This is a genomic window from Enterobacter dykesii, assembly GCF_008364625.2.
Taxonomy (GTDB): Bacteria; Pseudomonadota; Gammaproteobacteria; order Enterobacterales; family Enterobacteriaceae; genus Enterobacter; species Enterobacter dykesii.
In genome coordinates this window covers 1,037,790-1,055,328 of sequence record NZ_CP126604.1, presented here as the reverse complement: position 1 = coordinate 1,055,328, position 17,539 = coordinate 1,037,790, and the positions used below count along the sequence as shown (strand labels likewise).

At 57.1% G+C, this 17,539-nt stretch carries 16 protein-coding genes; 9 read left to right on the top strand and 7 right to left on the bottom strand.

All coding sequences use genetic code 11. The features are described from left to right. Positions 1-27: 27 nt before the first annotated feature. Positions 28-882 (top strand): co-chaperone YbbN, encoded by an 855-nt coding sequence (locus F0320_RS04910; protein WP_126329078.1) that lies wholly within the window; start codon positions 28-30, stop codon positions 880-882. Between the two features lie 54 nt (positions 883-936). Here the strand turns inward: F0320_RS04910 and fetB are convergent, their stop codons facing one another. After that, positions 937-1,770 carry an iron efflux ABC transporter permease subunit FetB gene (gene fetB, locus F0320_RS04905; RefSeq protein WP_244997241.1) on the bottom strand — a complete coding sequence of 278 codons (834 nt, stop codon included), beginning with the start codon at positions 1,768-1,770 and terminating at the stop codon, positions 937-939. After that, a complete protein-coding gene (fetA, locus tag F0320_RS04900) occupies positions 1,712-2,383 on the bottom strand; it encodes an iron efflux ABC transporter ATP-binding subunit FetA (RefSeq protein WP_126329079.1) in 672 nt (223 codons plus the stop codon). Before fetA ends, fetB begins: the two co-directional genes overlap by 59 nt. Before the next feature lie 143 nt (positions 2,384-2,526). Between fetA and F0320_RS04895 the strand changes: the two genes are divergently transcribed. The 3 genes from F0320_RS04895 to F0320_RS04885 are packed head-to-tail and all read left to right on the top strand — an operon-like array spanning position 2,527 to position 4,786. Then, positions 2,527-3,378 carry a hypothetical protein gene (locus F0320_RS04895; protein ID WP_126329080.1) on the top strand — a complete coding sequence of 284 codons (852 nt, stop codon included), beginning with the start codon at positions 2,527-2,529 and terminating at the stop codon, positions 3,376-3,378. A gap of 44 nt (positions 3,379-3,422) precedes the next feature. Beyond that, on the top strand, positions 3,423-4,337 hold the full coding sequence (locus tag F0320_RS04890) for an SPFH domain-containing protein (protein WP_032661456.1): 915 nt from the start codon (positions 3,423-3,425) through the stop codon (positions 4,335-4,337). Beyond that, the gene (locus tag F0320_RS04885) at positions 4,334-4,786 is read left to right on the top strand and encodes an NfeD family protein (protein ID WP_126329081.1); all 453 of its coding nucleotides are present in this window, start codon (positions 4,334-4,336) and stop codon (positions 4,784-4,786) included. Before F0320_RS04890 ends, F0320_RS04885 begins: the two co-directional genes overlap by 4 nt. On the opposite strand, the gene cueR is transcribed toward F0320_RS04885, so the two are convergent. Then, on the bottom strand, positions 4,783-5,193 hold the full coding sequence (gene cueR, locus F0320_RS04880; RefSeq protein WP_023310618.1) for a Cu(I)-responsive transcriptional regulator: 411 nt from the start codon (positions 5,191-5,193) through the stop codon (positions 4,783-4,785). The genes F0320_RS04885 and cueR overlap by 4 nt on opposite strands. Before the next feature lie 108 nt (positions 5,194-5,301). Here cueR and copA point away from each other — a divergent pair, with 108 nt between their 5' ends. The 3 genes from copA to ybaK all read left to right on the top strand — a co-directional run bounded on the left by copA (position 5,302) and on the right by ybaK (position 9,324). Continuing rightward, on the top strand, positions 5,302-7,800 hold the full coding sequence (gene copA / locus F0320_RS04875; protein WP_126329082.1) for a copper-exporting P-type ATPase CopA: 2,499 nt from the start codon (positions 5,302-5,304) through the stop codon (positions 7,798-7,800). Between the two features lie 50 nt (positions 7,801-7,850). After that, positions 7,851-8,645: a TraB/GumN family protein gene (locus F0320_RS04870; protein ID WP_045400748.1), complete on the top strand. Its 795-nt coding sequence runs from the start codon at positions 7,851-7,853 to the stop codon at positions 8,643-8,645. Positions 8,646-8,844: 199 nt separating this feature from the next. Then, the gene (gene ybaK / locus F0320_RS04865; RefSeq protein WP_023310615.1) at positions 8,845-9,324 is read left to right on the top strand and encodes a Cys-tRNA(Pro)/Cys-tRNA(Cys) deacylase YbaK; all 480 of its coding nucleotides are present in this window, start codon (positions 8,845-8,847) and stop codon (positions 9,322-9,324) included. Between the two features lie 45 nt (positions 9,325-9,369). On the opposite strand, the gene ushA is transcribed toward ybaK, so the two are convergent. Further along, positions 9,370-11,022 carry a bifunctional UDP-sugar hydrolase/5'-nucleotidase UshA gene (gene ushA / locus F0320_RS04860; protein WP_126329083.1) on the bottom strand — a complete coding sequence of 551 codons (1,653 nt, stop codon included), beginning with the start codon at positions 11,020-11,022 and terminating at the stop codon, positions 9,370-9,372. Between the two features lie 169 nt (positions 11,023-11,191). Between ushA and F0320_RS04855 the strand changes: the two genes are divergently transcribed. Together F0320_RS04855 and ybaL are read left to right on the top strand one after the other, a co-directional pair. Further along, positions 11,192-12,400 carry an MFS transporter gene (locus F0320_RS04855; protein WP_126329084.1) on the top strand — a complete coding sequence of 403 codons (1,209 nt, stop codon included), beginning with the start codon at positions 11,192-11,194 and terminating at the stop codon, positions 12,398-12,400. 228 nt (positions 12,401-12,628) lie between these two features. After that, positions 12,629-14,305, top strand: a complete 1,677-nt coding sequence (ybaL, locus tag F0320_RS04850; protein WP_126329085.1) for a YbaL family putative K(+) efflux transporter — start codon at positions 12,629-12,631, stop codon at positions 14,303-14,305. Positions 14,306-14,391: 86 nt separating this feature from the next. On the opposite strand, the gene F0320_RS04845 is transcribed toward ybaL, so the two are convergent. From F0320_RS04845 to adk, 3 genes are all read right to left on the bottom strand, one after another. Then, positions 14,392-15,696 (bottom strand): inosine/guanosine kinase, encoded by a 1,305-nt coding sequence (locus F0320_RS04845; RefSeq protein ID WP_029741032.1) that lies wholly within the window; start codon positions 15,694-15,696, stop codon positions 14,392-14,394. Between the two features lie 62 nt (positions 15,697-15,758). Further along, complete coding sequence (gene hemH, locus F0320_RS04840; RefSeq protein WP_126329086.1) at positions 15,759-16,721, bottom strand: ferrochelatase; 963 nt, start codon at positions 16,719-16,721, stop codon at positions 15,759-15,761. A gap of 125 nt (positions 16,722-16,846) precedes the next feature. After that, entirely contained in the window at positions 16,847-17,491 is a 645-nt protein-coding gene (adk, locus tag F0320_RS04835) for an adenylate kinase (RefSeq protein WP_006809841.1), read from the bottom strand. Positions 17,492-17,539 lie beyond the last annotated feature (48 nt).

Genomic DNA, 17,539 nt, shown 5'->3' with positions numbered 1-17,539 from the left:
GAACAAACCGACAAAAGAGAAAGCCGCATGTCCGTACAGAATATCGTCAATATTACAGAAGCTAACCTGCAACAGACCCTTGAACAGTCGATGAACAAACCGGTCCTGTTCTACTTCTGGTCTGAACGCAGCCAACACTGCCTGCAGCTGACGCCGGTGCTGGAAAGCCTTGCTGCCCAGTACAACGGTCAGTTCATCCTCGCTAAGCTGGACTGTGACGCCGAGCCGATGGTGGCGTCTCAGTTTGGTCTGCGCGCCATTCCTACCGTCTATCTCTTCCAGAACGGCCAGCCCGTTGACGGTTTCCAGGGGCCGCAGCCGGAAGAGGCGATCCGCGCCCTGCTGGATAAAGTGCTGCCGCGCGAAGAAGAGCTGAAAGCGCAGGAAGGCATGGCGCTGATGCAGGAAGGTAAATACGACGAGGCGCTGCCGCTGCTCAAAGACGCATGGCAGCTGTCGAATCAGAACAGCCAGATTGGCCTGCTGCTGGCGGAAACGCAGATCGCCCTGCACCGTTCAGAAGACGCTGAAGCCGTACTGAAGACGGTTCCGCTGCAGGATCAGGACACCCGCTATCAGGGTCTGGTCGCGCAGATTGAGCTGCTGAAACAGGCGGCGGACACCCCGGAAATTCAGCAGCTGCAGCAGCAGGTTGCTGACAACCCGGCCGATGCCGCGCTGGCAAGCCAGCTGGCGCTGCAGCTGCATCAGGTGGGGCGTAACGAAGAGGCGCTTGAGCTGCTCTTCAGCCATCTGCAAAAAGATTTAGCCGCCGCAGACGGTCAGGCGCGTAAGATGTTCCAGGAGATCCTGGCCGCGCTGGGCACCGGAGACGCGCTGGCGTCGAAGTATCGTCGTCAGCTGTACGCCCTGCTGTACTGATAAAAAAAAAAGCCCGGTGGCGGCTTCGCCTTACCGGGCCGACAAAAGCCGATATTACCCCGTCTTTTTCAACTGCGTCACCACCAGCTGGTGGCGCGCGTTGTAGAACTTCCGATAGGTCAGGTAGCAGGCAATGATGGTTGACAGGCTTGCCGTGGAGAGCAGCATAAACGTCACCATGATCTGATACTTAATCGCTTTTACCGGATCGATACCGGCAAAAATCAGCCCCGACATCATGCCAGGCAGGCTCACCAGCCCCACCGTTTTGGCTGAATCTACCGTTGGGATCAGCGATGAACGAATGCTCTCACGGATCAGCCGTGCCGAGGCCACTTTTGGCGTCGCCCCCAGGCTTAATTTCTCCTGGAGCTGCTGCTGTTCACTGCTGAAGCGCTGACCGAGATTGTTATAACACAGCCCAACGGCCACCATGGCGTTCCCCGCAATCATCCCGGAGATAGGGATAACCTGCATCGGCGTAAACGCAATCGAGCCGGAGAGCACCAGCACCGCCAGCGTGAGCGCCGTCCCGGTGGTAATGGCGATAAACGACGAGATAAACGCCTTATCAATGTATTTACTGCGCTTTTTCGCATTCCACGCCGCGTTAAAGCAAATAAAGAGCACCATCAGCAGCGTCAGCACCGCGTGGTTAACGTTGAAGATATACTTCAGGACATAGCCGACGATGATGAGCTGAATCACCGCGCGGCAGATACTCCACACAATATCTTTTTCCAGCCCCAGCTTTTCCCGGTAGCTGACCACAATCGCAATCAGCACCAGCACCATCGAAAAGGCCAGCGATTCGTTGGTAATGTTATGTTCACCCACGGTTTGCCTCCTGCATTTTCCCGCCGTGCGGCTGGAGCGTAATAACGTCATCCGCATGGGTTATTTCGTTAGCGTCGTGCGTCACCCACAGCACGGCAATATTCTGCTCCCGGGCGTAGCGATGAATAATCTCGTTGACGTTGCGCTTGTTGACGTCATCGAGCGCGCTGGTGATTTCGTCCAGCAACAACACCTTGGGTAAAAACTGCAGGTTGCGGATCAGCGAGACCCGCTGCTTTTCTCCGCCCGACAGCGAAGTGATGGATTTGGTCAGCGTCTCCTGCGCCAGGCCAAAGCGGGCCAGATCGTGGAGAAACTTTTCCGGCTCCGGCGTTTTATTGCGGATTTGCCACGGGAAAATCAGGTTGTCATAAACCGTATCGCCAAACAGCGCGGGGGTTTGCACGCAGTAGGAGACCTGCTGGCGGTAGCTTTCCGGGGACAGCGTTGCGATATCCTCTCCTTCAAACAGAATGGTTCCCTCCGTCGGGCTGAGGAGTGAGGCCACAATTTTCAGCAGCGTGCTTTTACCGCAGCCTGAGGGGCCCGTGATTAATTTAAACTCGCCCGGCGACAGGCTAAACCCGACGTGCTGAAGAATAATGTTTTCTCCAACACGAAATCCAATATCCCTGAGTTGTAATAGTTCTTTTTTATCGTTCATTACGCTTCCGTTAACCGCTTCGTGTAATAACCGCCTGTAGCATAATCCTTTCGTGCGCACAGCGCGAATAGCCTCACGCTAAAGCAAGTGTTAAACTTTTTGTTTGTCATTTGTCTCCACCATCACTACAGGAAGTAAGCAGCATGGCACATATCTTTTATGAGTTTCCTTCCCTGAAGCCTGGTGTTCCTGATGTCGAAACATTAATGGAAGTCATAAAATCGTCGGAACTCACGCGTTTTGTGATTGGTGCAGAGGTGGTGGATTTTGTTAAGAAGGCGCTCATCGTGAACACCACGATCGGCAGCTTCAAAAATTGCTATTTCGCCTTCGACAACGGGACACACTTTCTGGAATTTGACGGCAAGGGAAAATCAAAACGTTTCAGTGAAGTACCCGACTGGTTCGTCTCTCCCGCTGAATTTTCTCGTACCCAGTGGCTTATCAACCACGATCTTGCGGATGTAAAAGCCACCCGGTTCATTGACGTGCTGATGTCCTACCCTCTGAAAGAGCGCCGTGCGCACTGTAATTTGTTATTCGGGCTGGAGCTGGAAAAGGTGAATGCGGTTCCGGCCGCAGCGTCAGCCGCAGGGAAAATCGGCAATAAAAACGGTAAAACCACCAAACCGCGCGTTACCGATCTGGGATCGTTTGAGCTATTCAGCCAGTTCTTTGCGCGCATGAAAACCGCCGTGCTGGCCGATGAATTCCCCACCCTGCAGGTCCTGACGGGCATGGATAATCTGACTAAAGCGCCGCATAATTTAAAGCAGGGTGTCAGAACCTGGTTTAAAGCCATCGCGGGCGACCTTCCCCCCAATAACAAGCGCGTTGAAGCGGGGAATGCCGTTCTGTTCTGCGCCCCCATTCGCGAACAGATCCAGCGTATCGAAGCGCTGGGGCTGGAGAAGTACTACCAGGGATTATCCAAAGCCATTGCCGAAGCGGGTGATGGATTCATCTCTGACTTTACCTATACTTACGAGCAATAAACACACACTTTCACTCATCACAGCATGCAAAACAGGAGGTTTTTATGCTTATCGTTGTTCCTGTCCTTATTTTCGTTGCGCTGGTTATTGTGGGCGCAGGCGTCAAAATTGTTCCCCAGGGTTATCAGTGGACCGTTGAGCGTTTCGGTCGCTACACCAACACCCTCCAGCCAGGCCTGAGCCTGATTGTTCCGTTCATGGACCGGATTGGTCGTAAGATCAACATGATGGAACAGGTGCTGGACATTCCGTCTCAAGAGATCATCTCCAAGGATAACGCCAACGTCACCATCGACGCCGTCTGCTTTATTCAGGTGATTGATGCGCCGAAAGCGGCCTATGAGGTCAGCAACCTGGAGCTGGCGATCGTCAACCTGACGATGACCAACATCCGTACCGTACTCGGCTCGATGGAGCTGGACGAGATGCTTTCCCAGCGCGACAGCATTAACACCCGCCTGTTGCACATTGTCGATGAGGCCACCAATCCGTGGGGGATCAAGGTCACCCGCATCGAGATCCGCGACGTGCGTCCGCCGGCGGAGCTGATCGCCTCCATGAACGCTCAGATGAAGGCCGAGCGAACCAAGCGCGCCTACATCCTGGAAGCCGAAGGGGTGCGTCAGGCCGAGATCCTCAAAGCGGAAGGGGAAAAGCAGTCGCAGATCCTGAAAGCGGAAGGCGATCGTCAGTCCGCGTTCTTACAGGCAGAAGCGCGTGAACGTTCGGCCGAAGCGGAAGCCCGCGCCACTCAGATGGTGTCTGAGGCGATTGCCGCCGGTGATATCCAGGCCGTTAACTACTTTGTCGCGCAAAAATATACCGATGCGCTGAAAGAGATAGGCTCCGCGAACAACAGCAAAGTGGTGATGATGCCGCTGGAAGCCAGCAGCCTGATGGGCTCTATCGCCGGTATTGCCGAGCTGATTAAAGACAGCGGAAACGAGCGTAAAAAATGATTGAGCTGATTGTTGCACATCCTCACGCCTTCTGGCTAAGCCTCGGTGGCTTATTGCTGGCGGCGGAGATGCTGGGCGGCAACGGCTACCTGCTCTGGAGCGGTGTTGCCGCCGTCATTACGGGCCTTCTGGTCTGGATCCTTCCCCTGGACTGGGCGTGGCAGGGCGCACTGTTTGCCGTGCTCACGCTGGTGGCCGCGTGGCTGTGGTGGCGCTGGCTCAACCGGCGGGTTATCGAGCAGAAACCGGTGGACGCGCACCTTAACCAGCGCGGACAGCAGATTGTCGGCAAGCGTTTTACGCTCGACACCGCGCTGGTGAACGGGCGCGGGCACATGCGGGTGGGCGACAGCTCGTGGCCGGTGGTCGCCGACGACGACCTCAGCGCCGGCACGCGGGTTGAGGTCATTGCGGTGGAAGGCATTACCCTGCGGGTGAAAGCCTGCTAAGCAGAAGCCTTACGATGACAGCAGCCGGCAAGATTGTCGATAATCGGGCAGTCGGCGCTGTCATCCCCCGGACAGGATTCCGCGAGCTGCAGCAGCTGTTCGCGCATCGCCTGCAGCTCAATGATGTGGCGTTCAATCTCGGCCACTTTTTCCAGCGTGCGTTTTTTCACGTCGGCGCTGTGACGCTTCGGATCGTTAAACAGGTTAACCAGCTCGCCGCACTCTTCCAGATTAAAACCGACCTGTCTTGCCTGGCGCAGCAGCGTCAGTTCATCCAGATGCAGCTGCGTGTAGCTGCGGTAGCCGTTTTCACTGCGCAGCGGCGGCGTCACCAGCCCCTTCTCTTCATAAAAGCGGATTGCCTTGCTGGTTAAGCCAGTTTTTTTTGCCACGTCACTGATATTCACATTTCCCCCTTGACCTTCCCCTTGATGGAAGGTTTAACCTTTATAACAGTCAGTGAAAAGCACTGTATCGGTCAACAACTGACCAGATCATTATACGGGAGTTTTGTTATGTCTCACACTATCGACCTGACGCTGGACGGCCTCTCCTGCGGCCACTGCGTCAAACGCGTTAAAGAAAGCCTGGAACAGCGCCCTGACGTTGAAAGCGCTGACGTGACTATCGATCATGCCGCCGTGACCGGCAGCGCCAGCGCGGATGCGCTGATCGATACCATCAAGCAGGCCGGTTACGGGGCGGAGTTAAGCCACCCAAAGGCTAAACCGCTGGCAGAGTCATCATCCCCGTCGGAAGCACTGACAGCGGCCACTCCTGAGCTTCCGGCAGCGGATGATATTGATGACAGCCAACAGCTGCTGATCAACGGCATGAGCTGCGCCAGCTGCGTCTCCCGGGTACAAAACGCCTTGCAGGCCGTTCCGGGCGTCGCGCAGGCACGGGTAAACCTCGCGGAGCGCACTGCGCTGGTGATGGGCAGCGCCTCCGCCGCAGATTTAGTGCAGGCCGTTGAGAAAGCGGGCTATGGCGCAGAGGCCATCGAAGATGATGCCGAGCGCCGCGAGCGCCAGCAGGAAACGGCTATCGCCACCATGAAGCGCTTCCGCTGGCAGGCGATCGTCGCCCTGCTGGTGGGTATTCCGGTGATGGTGTGGGGCATGATGGGTGACAACATGATGGTCACCGCTGACAACCGCACGCTGTGGCTGGTGATTGGCCTGATTACCCTTGCGGTGATGGTGTTTGCAGGCGGGCATTTCTATACCAGCGCCTGGAAGAGCCTGAAAAACCGCACCGCGACCATGGATACGCTGGTGGCGCTCGGTACCGGCGCGGCGTGGCTCTATTCAATGAGCGTGAACGTCTGGCCCCAGTGGTTCCCGATGGAGGCGCGCCATCTCTACTATGAAGCCAGCGCGATGATTATCGGCCTGATTAACCTGGGCCACATGCTGGAAGCCCGCGCCCGCCAGCGCTCCTCGAAAGCGCTGGAAAGATTGCTTGATTTAACCCCGCCGACGGCCCGCGTGGTCACGGACGAAGGGGAAAAAAGCGTCCCGCTGGCGGAAGTTCAGCCCGGCATGACGCTGCGCCTGACGACGGGCGATCGCGTTCCCGTTGACGGCAAGATAACCCAGGGCGAAGCCTGGCTGGATGAAGCGATGCTGACCGGCGAGCCTATCCCCCAGCAGAAAGCAGACGGCGACGCCGTTCATGCCGGTACGGTGGTGCAGGACGGCAGCGTGCTGTTTACCGCCAGCGCCGTCGGCAGCCACACGACGCTGTCGCGTATTATCCGCATGGTGCGCCAGGCGCAGAGCAGCAAGCCGGAAATTGGCCAGCTTGCTGACAAAATCTCGGCCATTTTTGTGCCGGTGGTGGTCGGCATTGCCCTGCTGAGCGCGGCGATCTGGTATTTCTTCGGCCCGGCACCGCAGATTGTTTACACCCTGGTGATCGCCACCACGGTGCTGATCATCGCCTGTCCTTGCGCCCTTGGCCTGGCGACCCCGATGTCGATTATCTCCGGCGTAGGCCGCGCGGCCGAATTTGGCGTACTGGTGCGGGACGCGGACGCACTGCAGCGGGCCAGCACCCTTGACACGCTGGTGTTTGATAAAACCGGCACGCTGACCGAAGGCAAACCGCAGGTGGTGGCCGTCACTACCGCAGGCATTGCGCAAGAGGAGGCATTGCGTCTCGCCGCCGCGCTGGAGCAAGGCTCCAGCCATCCGCTGGCGCGCGCCATTCTCGATAAAGCGAATGCTTCTGCCGTGGCGCAGGTCAGCAATTTCCGCACCCTGCGCGGGCTCGGCGTCAGCGGCGAAGCAGAAGGCCACGCGCTGCTGCTGGGCAACCAGGCATTGCTCAATGAAAACGGTATTGATACCGCCGCCCTGGAAAGCGAGCTGAAGGCGCAGGCGTCTCAGGGCGCCACCCCGGTTCTGCTGGCGGTGGATGGCAAAGCCGCCGCGCTGCTGGCCGTGCGCGATCCGCTTCGCCAGGACAGCGTGGACGCCCTGCAGCGTCTGCACCGTGCGGGCTACCGTCTGGTGATGCTGACCGGGGACAATCCGACCACTGCAAACGCCATCGCGAAAGAAGCCGGAATTGATGAGGTCATTGCAGGCGTGCTGCCGGACGGTAAAGCGGACGCCATCAAGAAACTGCAAAGTCAGGGTCGTCAGGTAGCGATGGTCGGCGACGGCATCAACGATGCCCCGGCGCTGGCCCAGGCAGACGTGGGGATTGCCATGGGCGGCGGCAGCGATGTGGCCATTGAAACCGCGGCCATTACGCTGATGCGCCATAGCCTGATGGGCGTTGCCGATGCGCTGGCCATTTCAAAAGCCACGCTGCGCAACATGAAGCAGAACTTACTGGGAGCGTTCGTCTATAACACCCTCGGTATCCCAATCGCGGCCGGTATTTTGTGGCCGCTGACCGGCACGCTGCTTAATCCGGTGGTCGCGGGTGCGGCGATGGCGCTCTCCTCCATCACCGTGGTGAGTAACGCCAACCGTCTGTTGCGGTTTAAACCGAAGGATTGAACGTTGTACCCGTACGCGCTAGCATGAACCTTTCCGTTCATGGAGCGCGTATGGGTCTGTTTAATCGTATAAAAGCATCGTTTCGCGCCCTCTTTCCTCGCCGTTATGCCTGGCCCGGTCTGGATATCTCTCTCCCCGGCGGGCAGCACCTGCATCTGGTCGGCAGTATTCATATGGGTACGCAGGATATGTCTCCCCTGCCACCCGGCCTGATTAAACTGCTGAAACACGCTGATGCGCTGATCGTTGAGGCGGACATTTCGGGTCAGGAGTCGCCGTTTGCCGGACTTGAGAGCGATCTCACCCTGGCGGAGCGCCTGAATGAAACCCAGCTTGCGGAGCTGACGCGCGTCGCGGATGAAACCGGCGTGTCGCTCTCCATGATTGACACCCTGCCGCTCTGGCAAATCGCGATGGTGCTGCAGGCCACGCAGGCGCAGCGTCTGGGACTTCGCGGTGACTACGGCATTGATTACCAGCTGCTTAACGCGGCAAGGGCGCGCAGTATGCCCATCATCGAGCTGGAAGGCACGGACAGCCAGATTGCGCTTCTGCGGCAGCTTCCCGACGACGGCCTGATGCTGCTGGATGATACGTTGACCCACTGGCACACCAACGCGCGCCTGCTGCAGACCATGATTGGCTGGTGGCTGGACGCGCCGCCAGCGGACGGTAAGCTGGCGTTACCGTCGACGTTCAGCGAATCGTTATACGATGTGTTGATGAATGCGCGTAACAAAGCCTGGCGGCAGACGCTGCATGCGTTACCTGCGGGGCATTACGTGGTGGCGGTTGGGGCGTTACATTTGTACGGAGAAGGGAATTTGCCGTCACTGTTGAAATAAAAAAATGGCCAATATTTCTATTGGCCCGTCAAAGAGGAATTTCATCGTTTTTATTATGCCGAAGGAGACCTTCGGTTGAGCCGATTGTCGCTCAAAGTAACCATCACTGCCAATACTATTGCGCAAGATGGTGCTATTTTTTAGACAAACGTCAGGCGTATGCTGTGTGCATGATTTGTCTGTCGTAAGAAGGATAGCTATGACTCCCGCCGTTAAATTACTCGAAAAAAACAACATTTCTTTCCGGATCCACACTTACGATCACGATCCGAATGAAACTAACTTTGGTGATGAAGTGGTGCGCAAGCTGGGGCTGAATGCCGACCAGGTTTATAAAACGCTGCTGGTGGCGGTGAATGGCGATATGAAACACCTCGCCGTCGCGGTCACTCCGGTGGCGGGGCAGCTGGATCTGAAGAAAGTCGCCAAAGCGCTGGGGGCGAAGAAGGTGGATATGGCGGACCCGATGGTTGCGCAACGCACCACGGGCTATCTGGTGGGCGGGATCAGTCCGCTCGGGCAGAAAAAACGCCTGCCGACGCTGATTGATGCCCCTTCACAGGAATTTGAAACCATCTTTATATCCGGCGGCAAACGCGGGCTGGATATCGAGCTTGCCGCGGGCGATCTGGCGAAAATGCTGGACGCGAAGTTTGCGGATATTGCGCGCAGGGATTGATGAATGTGCCCGGCAAGCGCAGCGCCGCCGGGCAACACAACCCCACTACTGCCAGCTCACCTCACCTTTCGGCTCGTAGGCATTCACGTCAATCGGCGAATTCTTCTCGATGAACTGCTTCAGCACTTCCGCATCAATAAAGCCGGTATTCACGTATCCCGGTTTGTTATCGATGTGCGGATAGCCGTCGCCGCCCGTGGCGTTAAAGCTTAACGTTGCCAGACGGTACGTTTTGGCGGGATCAATCGGCTCGCCTTTGATCTTCAGGTCGTTAAGCTTGCCGTCTTTCACCACAAAGCTGACGTTGGCAAACTGCGGATAGGCCCCGGAATCCGGCTTCATCTGCGCCACGGCGGTCAGGTAGTCAACCACCTCTTTCCCGCTCATGTCGGCATAGACCACCACGTTGCCGAACGGCTGCACCTTCAGGACGTCCTTATAGGTAATGTTTCCACCCTCGATGGAATCACGAATACCGCCGCCGCTCATCACGCCAAAATCAGCGCCGGTGCGCGTGATTTGCGCCGCCAGCACCAGGTGCCCCATATTGGTCTGCACGAAGCGAACTTTACTGCGGTCTCCCTCCAGACGACCGTTCAGCGTGCCGATTTTCACGTCCAGCTGCGCCTTGCCTTTGTTCTGGAACGGCGTCAGCAGGGAGAGCATCTGCTGGTTTTCAGCGATCTCTGGCGTGTAGAGTACGCGCTCACTTTTCCCGTCCGGGTAGGTGACTTTCTTCTTCAGGTTGACCGGGATGAGCTGATAGTGCACCAGCTTCATCTCGCCGTTACGGAACTCGAAATCTGCCCGGCCGACGTATTTGCCCCACTCGTGCGCCTGAACAATCCAGATACCGTTCTGACGGTCCGGCGCGCACGGCGTGCCCGGGACGTAGTCCACCTGCTTTTTGTTCTCCGAGGCCATGCACACCGGATCCTGTGAGTGACCGCCCACAATCATCGCCAGCGAGCCCGCAGGCAGGCTGCGCGCCATCTCCACGTCGCCGGGCGCGTTAGAGCCGTGCTCGCCGTTGTCGTAGTGCCCCATGTGCGTGGTGGCGATAATCACGTCCGGCTTTTCGTTTTGCTGCAGCTCCTGAATCACCAGCTTCGCTTCGTCTGCCGGTTTACGGAATTCGATATCGGTGAAGAACTCCGGGTTGCCAATTTTTGCCGTGTCGTCGGTGGTTAAGCCGATGACCGCAATCTTCAGATCCTGACGCTTAAACAGCGCCCACGGCTTAAACAGACGCTCGCCGGTGCTTTTCTGGTAAATATTGGCGGAGAGGAACGGGAATTTTGACCACTTTTCCTGCTGACGCAGCACGGTCAGCGGATTATCGAATTCGTGGTTACCCACGGCCATCGCGTCGTAGCCAATCAGGTTCATGCCGCGAAAATCAGGTTCCGCGTCCTGTAAATCGGATTCCGGCACGCCGGTATTGATATCGCCCCCCGACAGCAGCAGCACGCTGCCGCCCTGGGCTGCCACCTCTTTACGAATGCCGTCCACCAGCGTTTTTTGTGCCGACAGTCCATATTCGCCGTATTCGCTGCGCCAGAAATGACCGTGGTGATCGTTGGTATGCAGAATGGTGATTTTATAGGTTTTGTCTTTTTCATACGCCTGCGCGGGCAGGCTTACCAGGCCCCATGCGGCGATGAGCGCCAGCGCGACGCCCCGCTTCATTAACTTCATCTTCTCTCTCCCTGACCAATAGATAAAGGCAAAAATTACAGTGACTAACAAGAATAGACAAATAAGTTTTCAGAATTGCGACTTTCTTCAAATGTCCCGGGCGGGTATGTTAGTCGGATAATAATTACACCCTGCATAACTAATAACTAAAGACGTGGTACTTCTCTCTATGGCAATCAGTGAATCAACCCAGCCCGTTCCGGGCGCACCGGCGTCGCGCACCTCCTTTAAGGTCTTAGGCGCAATCAGTCTCTCGCACCTGCTCAACGACATGATCCAGTCGTTGATTCTGGCCATTTATCCGCTACTTCAGTCCGAGTTTTCGTTAACCTTCGTGCAGATCGGGATGATCACCCTGACCTTCCAGCTGGCTTCCTCGCTTCTGCAGCCCGTGGTGGGCTACTGGACGGATAAATACCCGATGCCGTGGTCGCTGCCGATTGGCATGTGCTTTACCCTAAGCGGGCTGGTGCTGCTGGCCATGGCCGGGAGTTTTGAAGCCGTTCTGATTGCCGCCGCGCTGGTGGGCACCGGCTCGTCCGTTTTCCATCCGGAGTCTTCACGCGTGGCGCGCATGGCCTCCGGGGGACGTCACGGCCTGGCGCAGTCGCTGTTCCAGGTAGGCGGTAACTTCGGTAGCTCTCTGGGCCCGCTGCTGGCCGCGGTGATTATTGCCCCTTACGGCAAAGGCAACGTGGCCTGGTTTGTCCTGGCCGCACTGCTGGCCATTATCGTGCTGGCGCAGATCAGCCGCTGGTATGCCGCTCAGCATCGCGTGAATAAAGGTAAACCTAAAGCGAAGATTATCAATCCCCTGCCGCGTAACAAGGTTATCCTGGCGGTTTCCGTGCTGCTGGTACTGATTTTCTCGAAATACTTCTATATGGCGAGCATCAGCAGCTATTACACCTTTTACCTGATGCAAAAATTCGGATTATCGGTGCAGAATGCGCAAATCCACCTGTTTGCCTTCCTGTTCGCCGTCGCGGCCGGTACGGTTATTGGCGGGCCTGTGGGTGATAAGATTGGGCGTAAATACGTTATTTGGGGCTCTATCCTCGGCGTGGCGCCGTTTACCCTTATTTTGCCGTACGCAAGCCTTGAATGGACGGGGATTTTAACCGTGATCATTGGTTTTATTCTCGCATCCGCCTTTTCCGCCATTCTGGTCTATGCCCAGGAGCTGCTGCCTGGCCGTATCGGTATGGTTTCCGGTCTCTTTTTCGGTTTCGCCTTCGGCATGGGCGGGCTTGGCGCGGCGGTGCTGGGGATGGTGGCGGATCACACCAGCATCTTCCTGGTCTATAAAATCTGCGCTTTCCTGCCGCTTCTTGGGATGTTGACCATATTCCTGCCTGATAACCGTCACAAAGCGTAAATTACGGGTAGCCAAAGTTTAACTTTGGCTACCTGATACCCTGATGCCATAAGGGTTTCTTCTTCCTCACCTCACTGAATTTATCAAAACGCGCTTTTTTACGTGCATATTGCTGTTTTATTCAAACTTCAACAATAATTCATAAACATAAGGGTAAAAATTGTCATAAACTATTACTCGGTTTTTGGTTTTCGCCAAAAAGGAACACCCACAACGAAAGGAGACGGAATGCACCACGCCACACCGCTTATCACCACCATTGTTGGTGGACTTGTGCTCGCTTTTATCCTCGGCATGATTGCCAATAAGCTGCGTATTTCTCCTCTTGTCGGCTATCTGTTAGCGGGTGTACTGGCGGGACCGTTTACGCCAGGCTTCGTGGCGGATACCAAGCTGGCCCCTGAGCTGGCGGAATTGGGCGTGATTCTGCTGATGTTTGGCGTCGGCCTGCACTTCTCCCTGAAGGATCTGATGGCGGTAAAGTCGATCGCCATACCGGGAGCGATCGCCCAGATTGGGGTGGCGACGCTGCTGGGGATGGCGCTTTCGGCGGTACTGGGCTGGTCGTTAATGACCGGCATCGTATTTGGCCTGTGTCTCTCAACCGCCAGTACCGTGGTGCTGCTGCGCGCGCTTGAGGAGAGACAGCTGATAGACAGCCAGCGCGGTCAGATCGCGATTGGCTGGCTGATTGTTGAAGACCTGGTGATGGTCCTGACGCTGGTACTGCTGCCTGCCGTCGCCGGGATGATGGAAAAAGACAACGTCGGTTTTGCCTCGCTGGCGCTGGATATGGGCATCACCATCGGTAAAGTGGTGGCGTTTATCGCCATCATGATGCTGGTGGGACGCCGTCTGGTGCCGTGGATCATGTCCCGCAGCGCGGCAACCGGCTCGCGCGAGCTGTTTACCCTCTCCGTGCTGGCGCTGGCGCTGGGAATCGCGTTTGGTGCCGTTGAGCTGTTTGATGTCTCCTTTGCCCTGGGCGCGTTCTTCGCCGGGATGGTGCTGAACGAATCCGAGCTGAGCCACCGTGCGGCGCACGACACGCTGCCGCTGCGCGATGCGTTTGCCGTGCTGTTCTTCGTCTCCGTCGGGATGCTGTTCGATCCGCTGGTGCTGATCCAGCAGCCGTTGGCCGTGCTGGGCACGCTGGCGATCATTATTTTTGGCAAGTCGCTTGCCGCCTTCTTCCTGGTGCGGATGTTCGGCCACTCCCCGCGCACGGCGTTGACCATCGCCGCCAGCCTGGCACAGATCGGTGAGTTCGCCTTTATTCTGGCCGGTCTGGGCATGGCCCTGAACCTGCTGCCGCAGGCGGGGCAAAATCTGGTGCTGGCGGGGGCGATCCTGTCGATTATGCTGAACCCGGTGCTGTTTGCCCTGCTGGAAAAATACCTCGATAAAACCGAAACGCTGGAAGAACAGACGCTCGAAGAGGCCATCGAAGAAGAGAAGCAGATCCCGGTGGATATTTGCAATCACGCCCTGCTGGTCGGCTTTGGCCGCGTGGGCAGCCTGCTCGGTGAGAAGCTGATGGCGCAGGGCATTCCGCTGGTGGTGATCGAGACCTCACGCACCCGCGTCGACGAGCTGCGCGAGCGCGGTATTCGTGCGGTGCTGGGCAATGCGGCAAACGAAGAGATCATGAATCTGGCGCATCTTGACTGCGCGCGCTGGCTGCTGCTGACCATACCTAACGGCTATGAAGCGGGTGAGATTGTGGCTTCCGCACGCGAGAAGTGCCCAACGATTGAGATTATCGCCCGGGCGCACTATGACGACGAGGTGGAGTACATTACCGAGCGCGGTGCTAATAAGGTGGTGATGGGCGAGCGCGAAATTGCGAACACGATGCTGACGCTGCTGGAGAATCCGCCGGTTGAAGAGGCTGTGACGAGTTAAGTTTTGAGCGGTCTGATGCCCTTACCCTCTCCCACAGGGAGAGGGTATAAACACTAAAAACGGCAACCAGGGTTGCCGTTTTGCTTTTATCTGTCCCAGTAGGCCTCTTCGAGGCTGTCTTCCCGTTCCGGCAGGCCGCGCGTTAAGCGCGGGGAGTGCTGGTTCAGCACCTGATAGCTCACGCGGTTGGCATATTTACACACCTGCGCCAGTGAGGAATAGGTCAGCCAGCTGAACTTGTGCTTGCTGGAGTTCGGCACGTTGGTTTTGTGGTAGGCGTTAGCGGTGATGTCGTGCAGCAGTGCGGCCAGCGCGCCGTCGCCCGCACCGTTGGTGTTCATGATCTTCTCCGGTCCGCCCATGTATGGCGCGATATGAGAGTAGATACGCAGCGGATTCACGCAATCTTTGTAGCGCATGCCGCGGCTGAACTCGTACTGGTTGAACTCGGCAATCGCACCGGGCAACAGCGGGTGCTGGGTTTTGCGTTTGCTCTCTTCTTCCGTGAAGCCCGCCATGTACAGACCAACCGGGCCGGCGGTGCAGAGCACCAGATCCACCCAGTCCAGCGCTTTGTCAGACGCCAGCAGCGGATCGCTTTCACCGGTCAGCGCTTCGGCCTCTTCTTCGTTCATTGCCAGAATCGAGACGTGCTCTTTCAGGAACGCCTGCCACCACTCCGGGTTATCGGCGATAACAAATTTTGTGCCCAGCGTCAGAACGACAGGCACGTTGTATTTCTTCGCGTACTCAATCGCTTTCATGGTCGCTTCCGGCATCGGCTCGCCCGGCTTGCAGCGCACCAGGTAGGAGGTCAACACCAGCGCCGAGGCGCCCGCGATCACCTCTTCCGGAATACTCTCGGCGCGCAGCTTGTTCATATGACCCGGGCTAATGGCAAAGGTACGCTCGCCGGAATCGCTAATCAGCGTAAAGCAGCGGCCAATAGGCCCGTCGACGCCCTGAAGGTAGTTGAGATCGGTACGGCTGGAGGTGTTGCAGAGATAGCGGTAGGCATAGCCACCGATTTCGATATTGCTGCACATCACGCCGAGCAGCACCGAGCGGTCGTCGGCCAGCACGGAGTAGTTATGCATGGTATTGCCGATGGTGCCACCGGCGAACTGATGGGTAATCAGGTTTTCGCGCACCAGCTCCTGGTACAGCGCTTCGGCAACGTCGTCCTCAATCACCAGCGAGTGACCCGCGCTCAGACCGTAACGGGCGACAAACGCATCATCCACTTTCGCTTCAATGTCCACCAGCGTCTGATCGATACCGACGACCCACGCCGCGCTGGTTTCGTTTTCTGGCTGGATTTGCTGCAGGAGCGGATCGCGGGCATCAACGGGGAAGTAGTGTTTGGATTTGCGTTTACCGGGAAATTTCATGGCCTGAACTGTACGAAGAATATGGGCCGGGAATGGTAGCACAAACCCGGCCCGGAGTGCGATCAGCGGCCGTTCGTTACCAGCGAGACCATCATGTCGATATGCTCAGGGGAGTCGTTAAGTGCCGGAATGTACTCGTACTTTTCGCCGCCAGCCTCAAGGAAAAATTCCCGGTTTTGCACCGCGATCTCCTCCAGCGTTTCCAGACAGTCGGCCGAGAAGCCCGGCGACATTACCTGGATGTGCTTCACGCCCTTCTCGCCGAGCATTTTGAGGGTTTCATCGGTATAAGGCGTCAACCACGGCTCGCGACCGAAGCGCGACTGGAAGGTCATCATCACCTTTTCCGGCGGCAGGCCAAGGGCGGAGACCAGCTCGCGCGTGGTATCGCGGCAGCGCTGCGGATAATCATCCCCTTCATTGGCGAAACGCTGCGGGATCCCGTGATAGGAAAGCAGCAGCAGATCCGGCTCGCCGTGTTTTTCAAACGACGCGCGCGCGCTGTTGGCGAGCGCCTGGATGTAGAGATCGTTATCCGCGTAGTCGCGAATAAAGGTCACGCCCGGAATGCGGCGGCGGGTCGCCAGAATGCGGGCCAGCTCGTCCCAGACGGCGGCCACCGTCGAGCAAGAGTACTGCGGGTAGAGCGCCAGCACGACGATATGGTCCACGCCCTGCGCCAGCAGGGATTCCACCGCGCTTTCGAGGGACGGTTTTCCGTAGCTCATGCCAAGCGCGACGGGCATATCCGGCAGGCGGGCGGCCAGCGCTTTTTCCTGACGACGGCTATAAACCATCAGCGGCGAGCCCTCTTCCATCCAGACGGACTGATAGAGTTTGGCGACGCGCGGGGAACGAATCGGCAGAATGACGCCACGCAGCAGCGGCCACCAAAGCAGTCGCGGGAAATCCACGACGCGCGTGTCGCTTAAAAATTGTCGCAGGTAGCGTTTTACCGCGTCTGATGTAGGTGCTTCTGGAGTGCCCAGATTGGCAAGCAGGATGCCGGTTTTCGCCTGACTCATTCACGCCTCTTAACCATTTGATAGGTTGTCAATTGTAGCGGAAATGCGTTTAAACGAAACCCATTGCTGTAATAGGTAAGATGAGAATATTTCTCACCCGGAGAACCCGGGTGAGAGTAATGCAATTAGCCGAGGATTTTTTCCAGCTCTGCACGTACGTCAGCCACGGCTTTGGTGCCGTCAACTTTGGCGTATTTGGTGTTACCCGCCTGCGCTTCTTTGGTGTAGTAGCCGATCAGCGGCGCGGTCATCTGATGGTATTCCACCAGGCGTTTACGCACGGTCTCTTCCTGATCGTCTTTACGGGTGGTCAGCTCTTCGCCGGTCACGTCGTCTTTGCCTTCAACCTTCGGTGGGTTGAATTTGATGTGGTAAACGCGGCCAGAAGCAGCGTGTACGCGACGGCCAACGATGCGGTCAACGATCAGCTCGTCCGGTACGTCGAACTCCAGAACGTAGTCCACGTTGATGCCCGCTTCTTTCATGGCGTCAGCCTGAGGAATGGTGCGTGGGAAGCCGTCCAGCAGGAAACCGTTACGGCAGTCTTCCTGCGCAATGCGCTCTTTGACCAGAGCAATCACCAGCTCGTCGGTCACCAGCTTGCCTGCGTCCATGATGTCTTTCGCTTGTTTACCCAGCTCGGAGCCAGATTTTACAGCGGCGCGCAGCATGTCACCGGTGGAGATTTGCGGAATACCGTATTTCTCCATGATGAACTGAGCCTGAGTTCCTTTACCCGCGCCCGGAGCGCCAAGCAGAATAATACGCATTGCGAAAATCCCCTCAAAAGTCGTTTCAATTTTTCAAAAGCGCTAAAC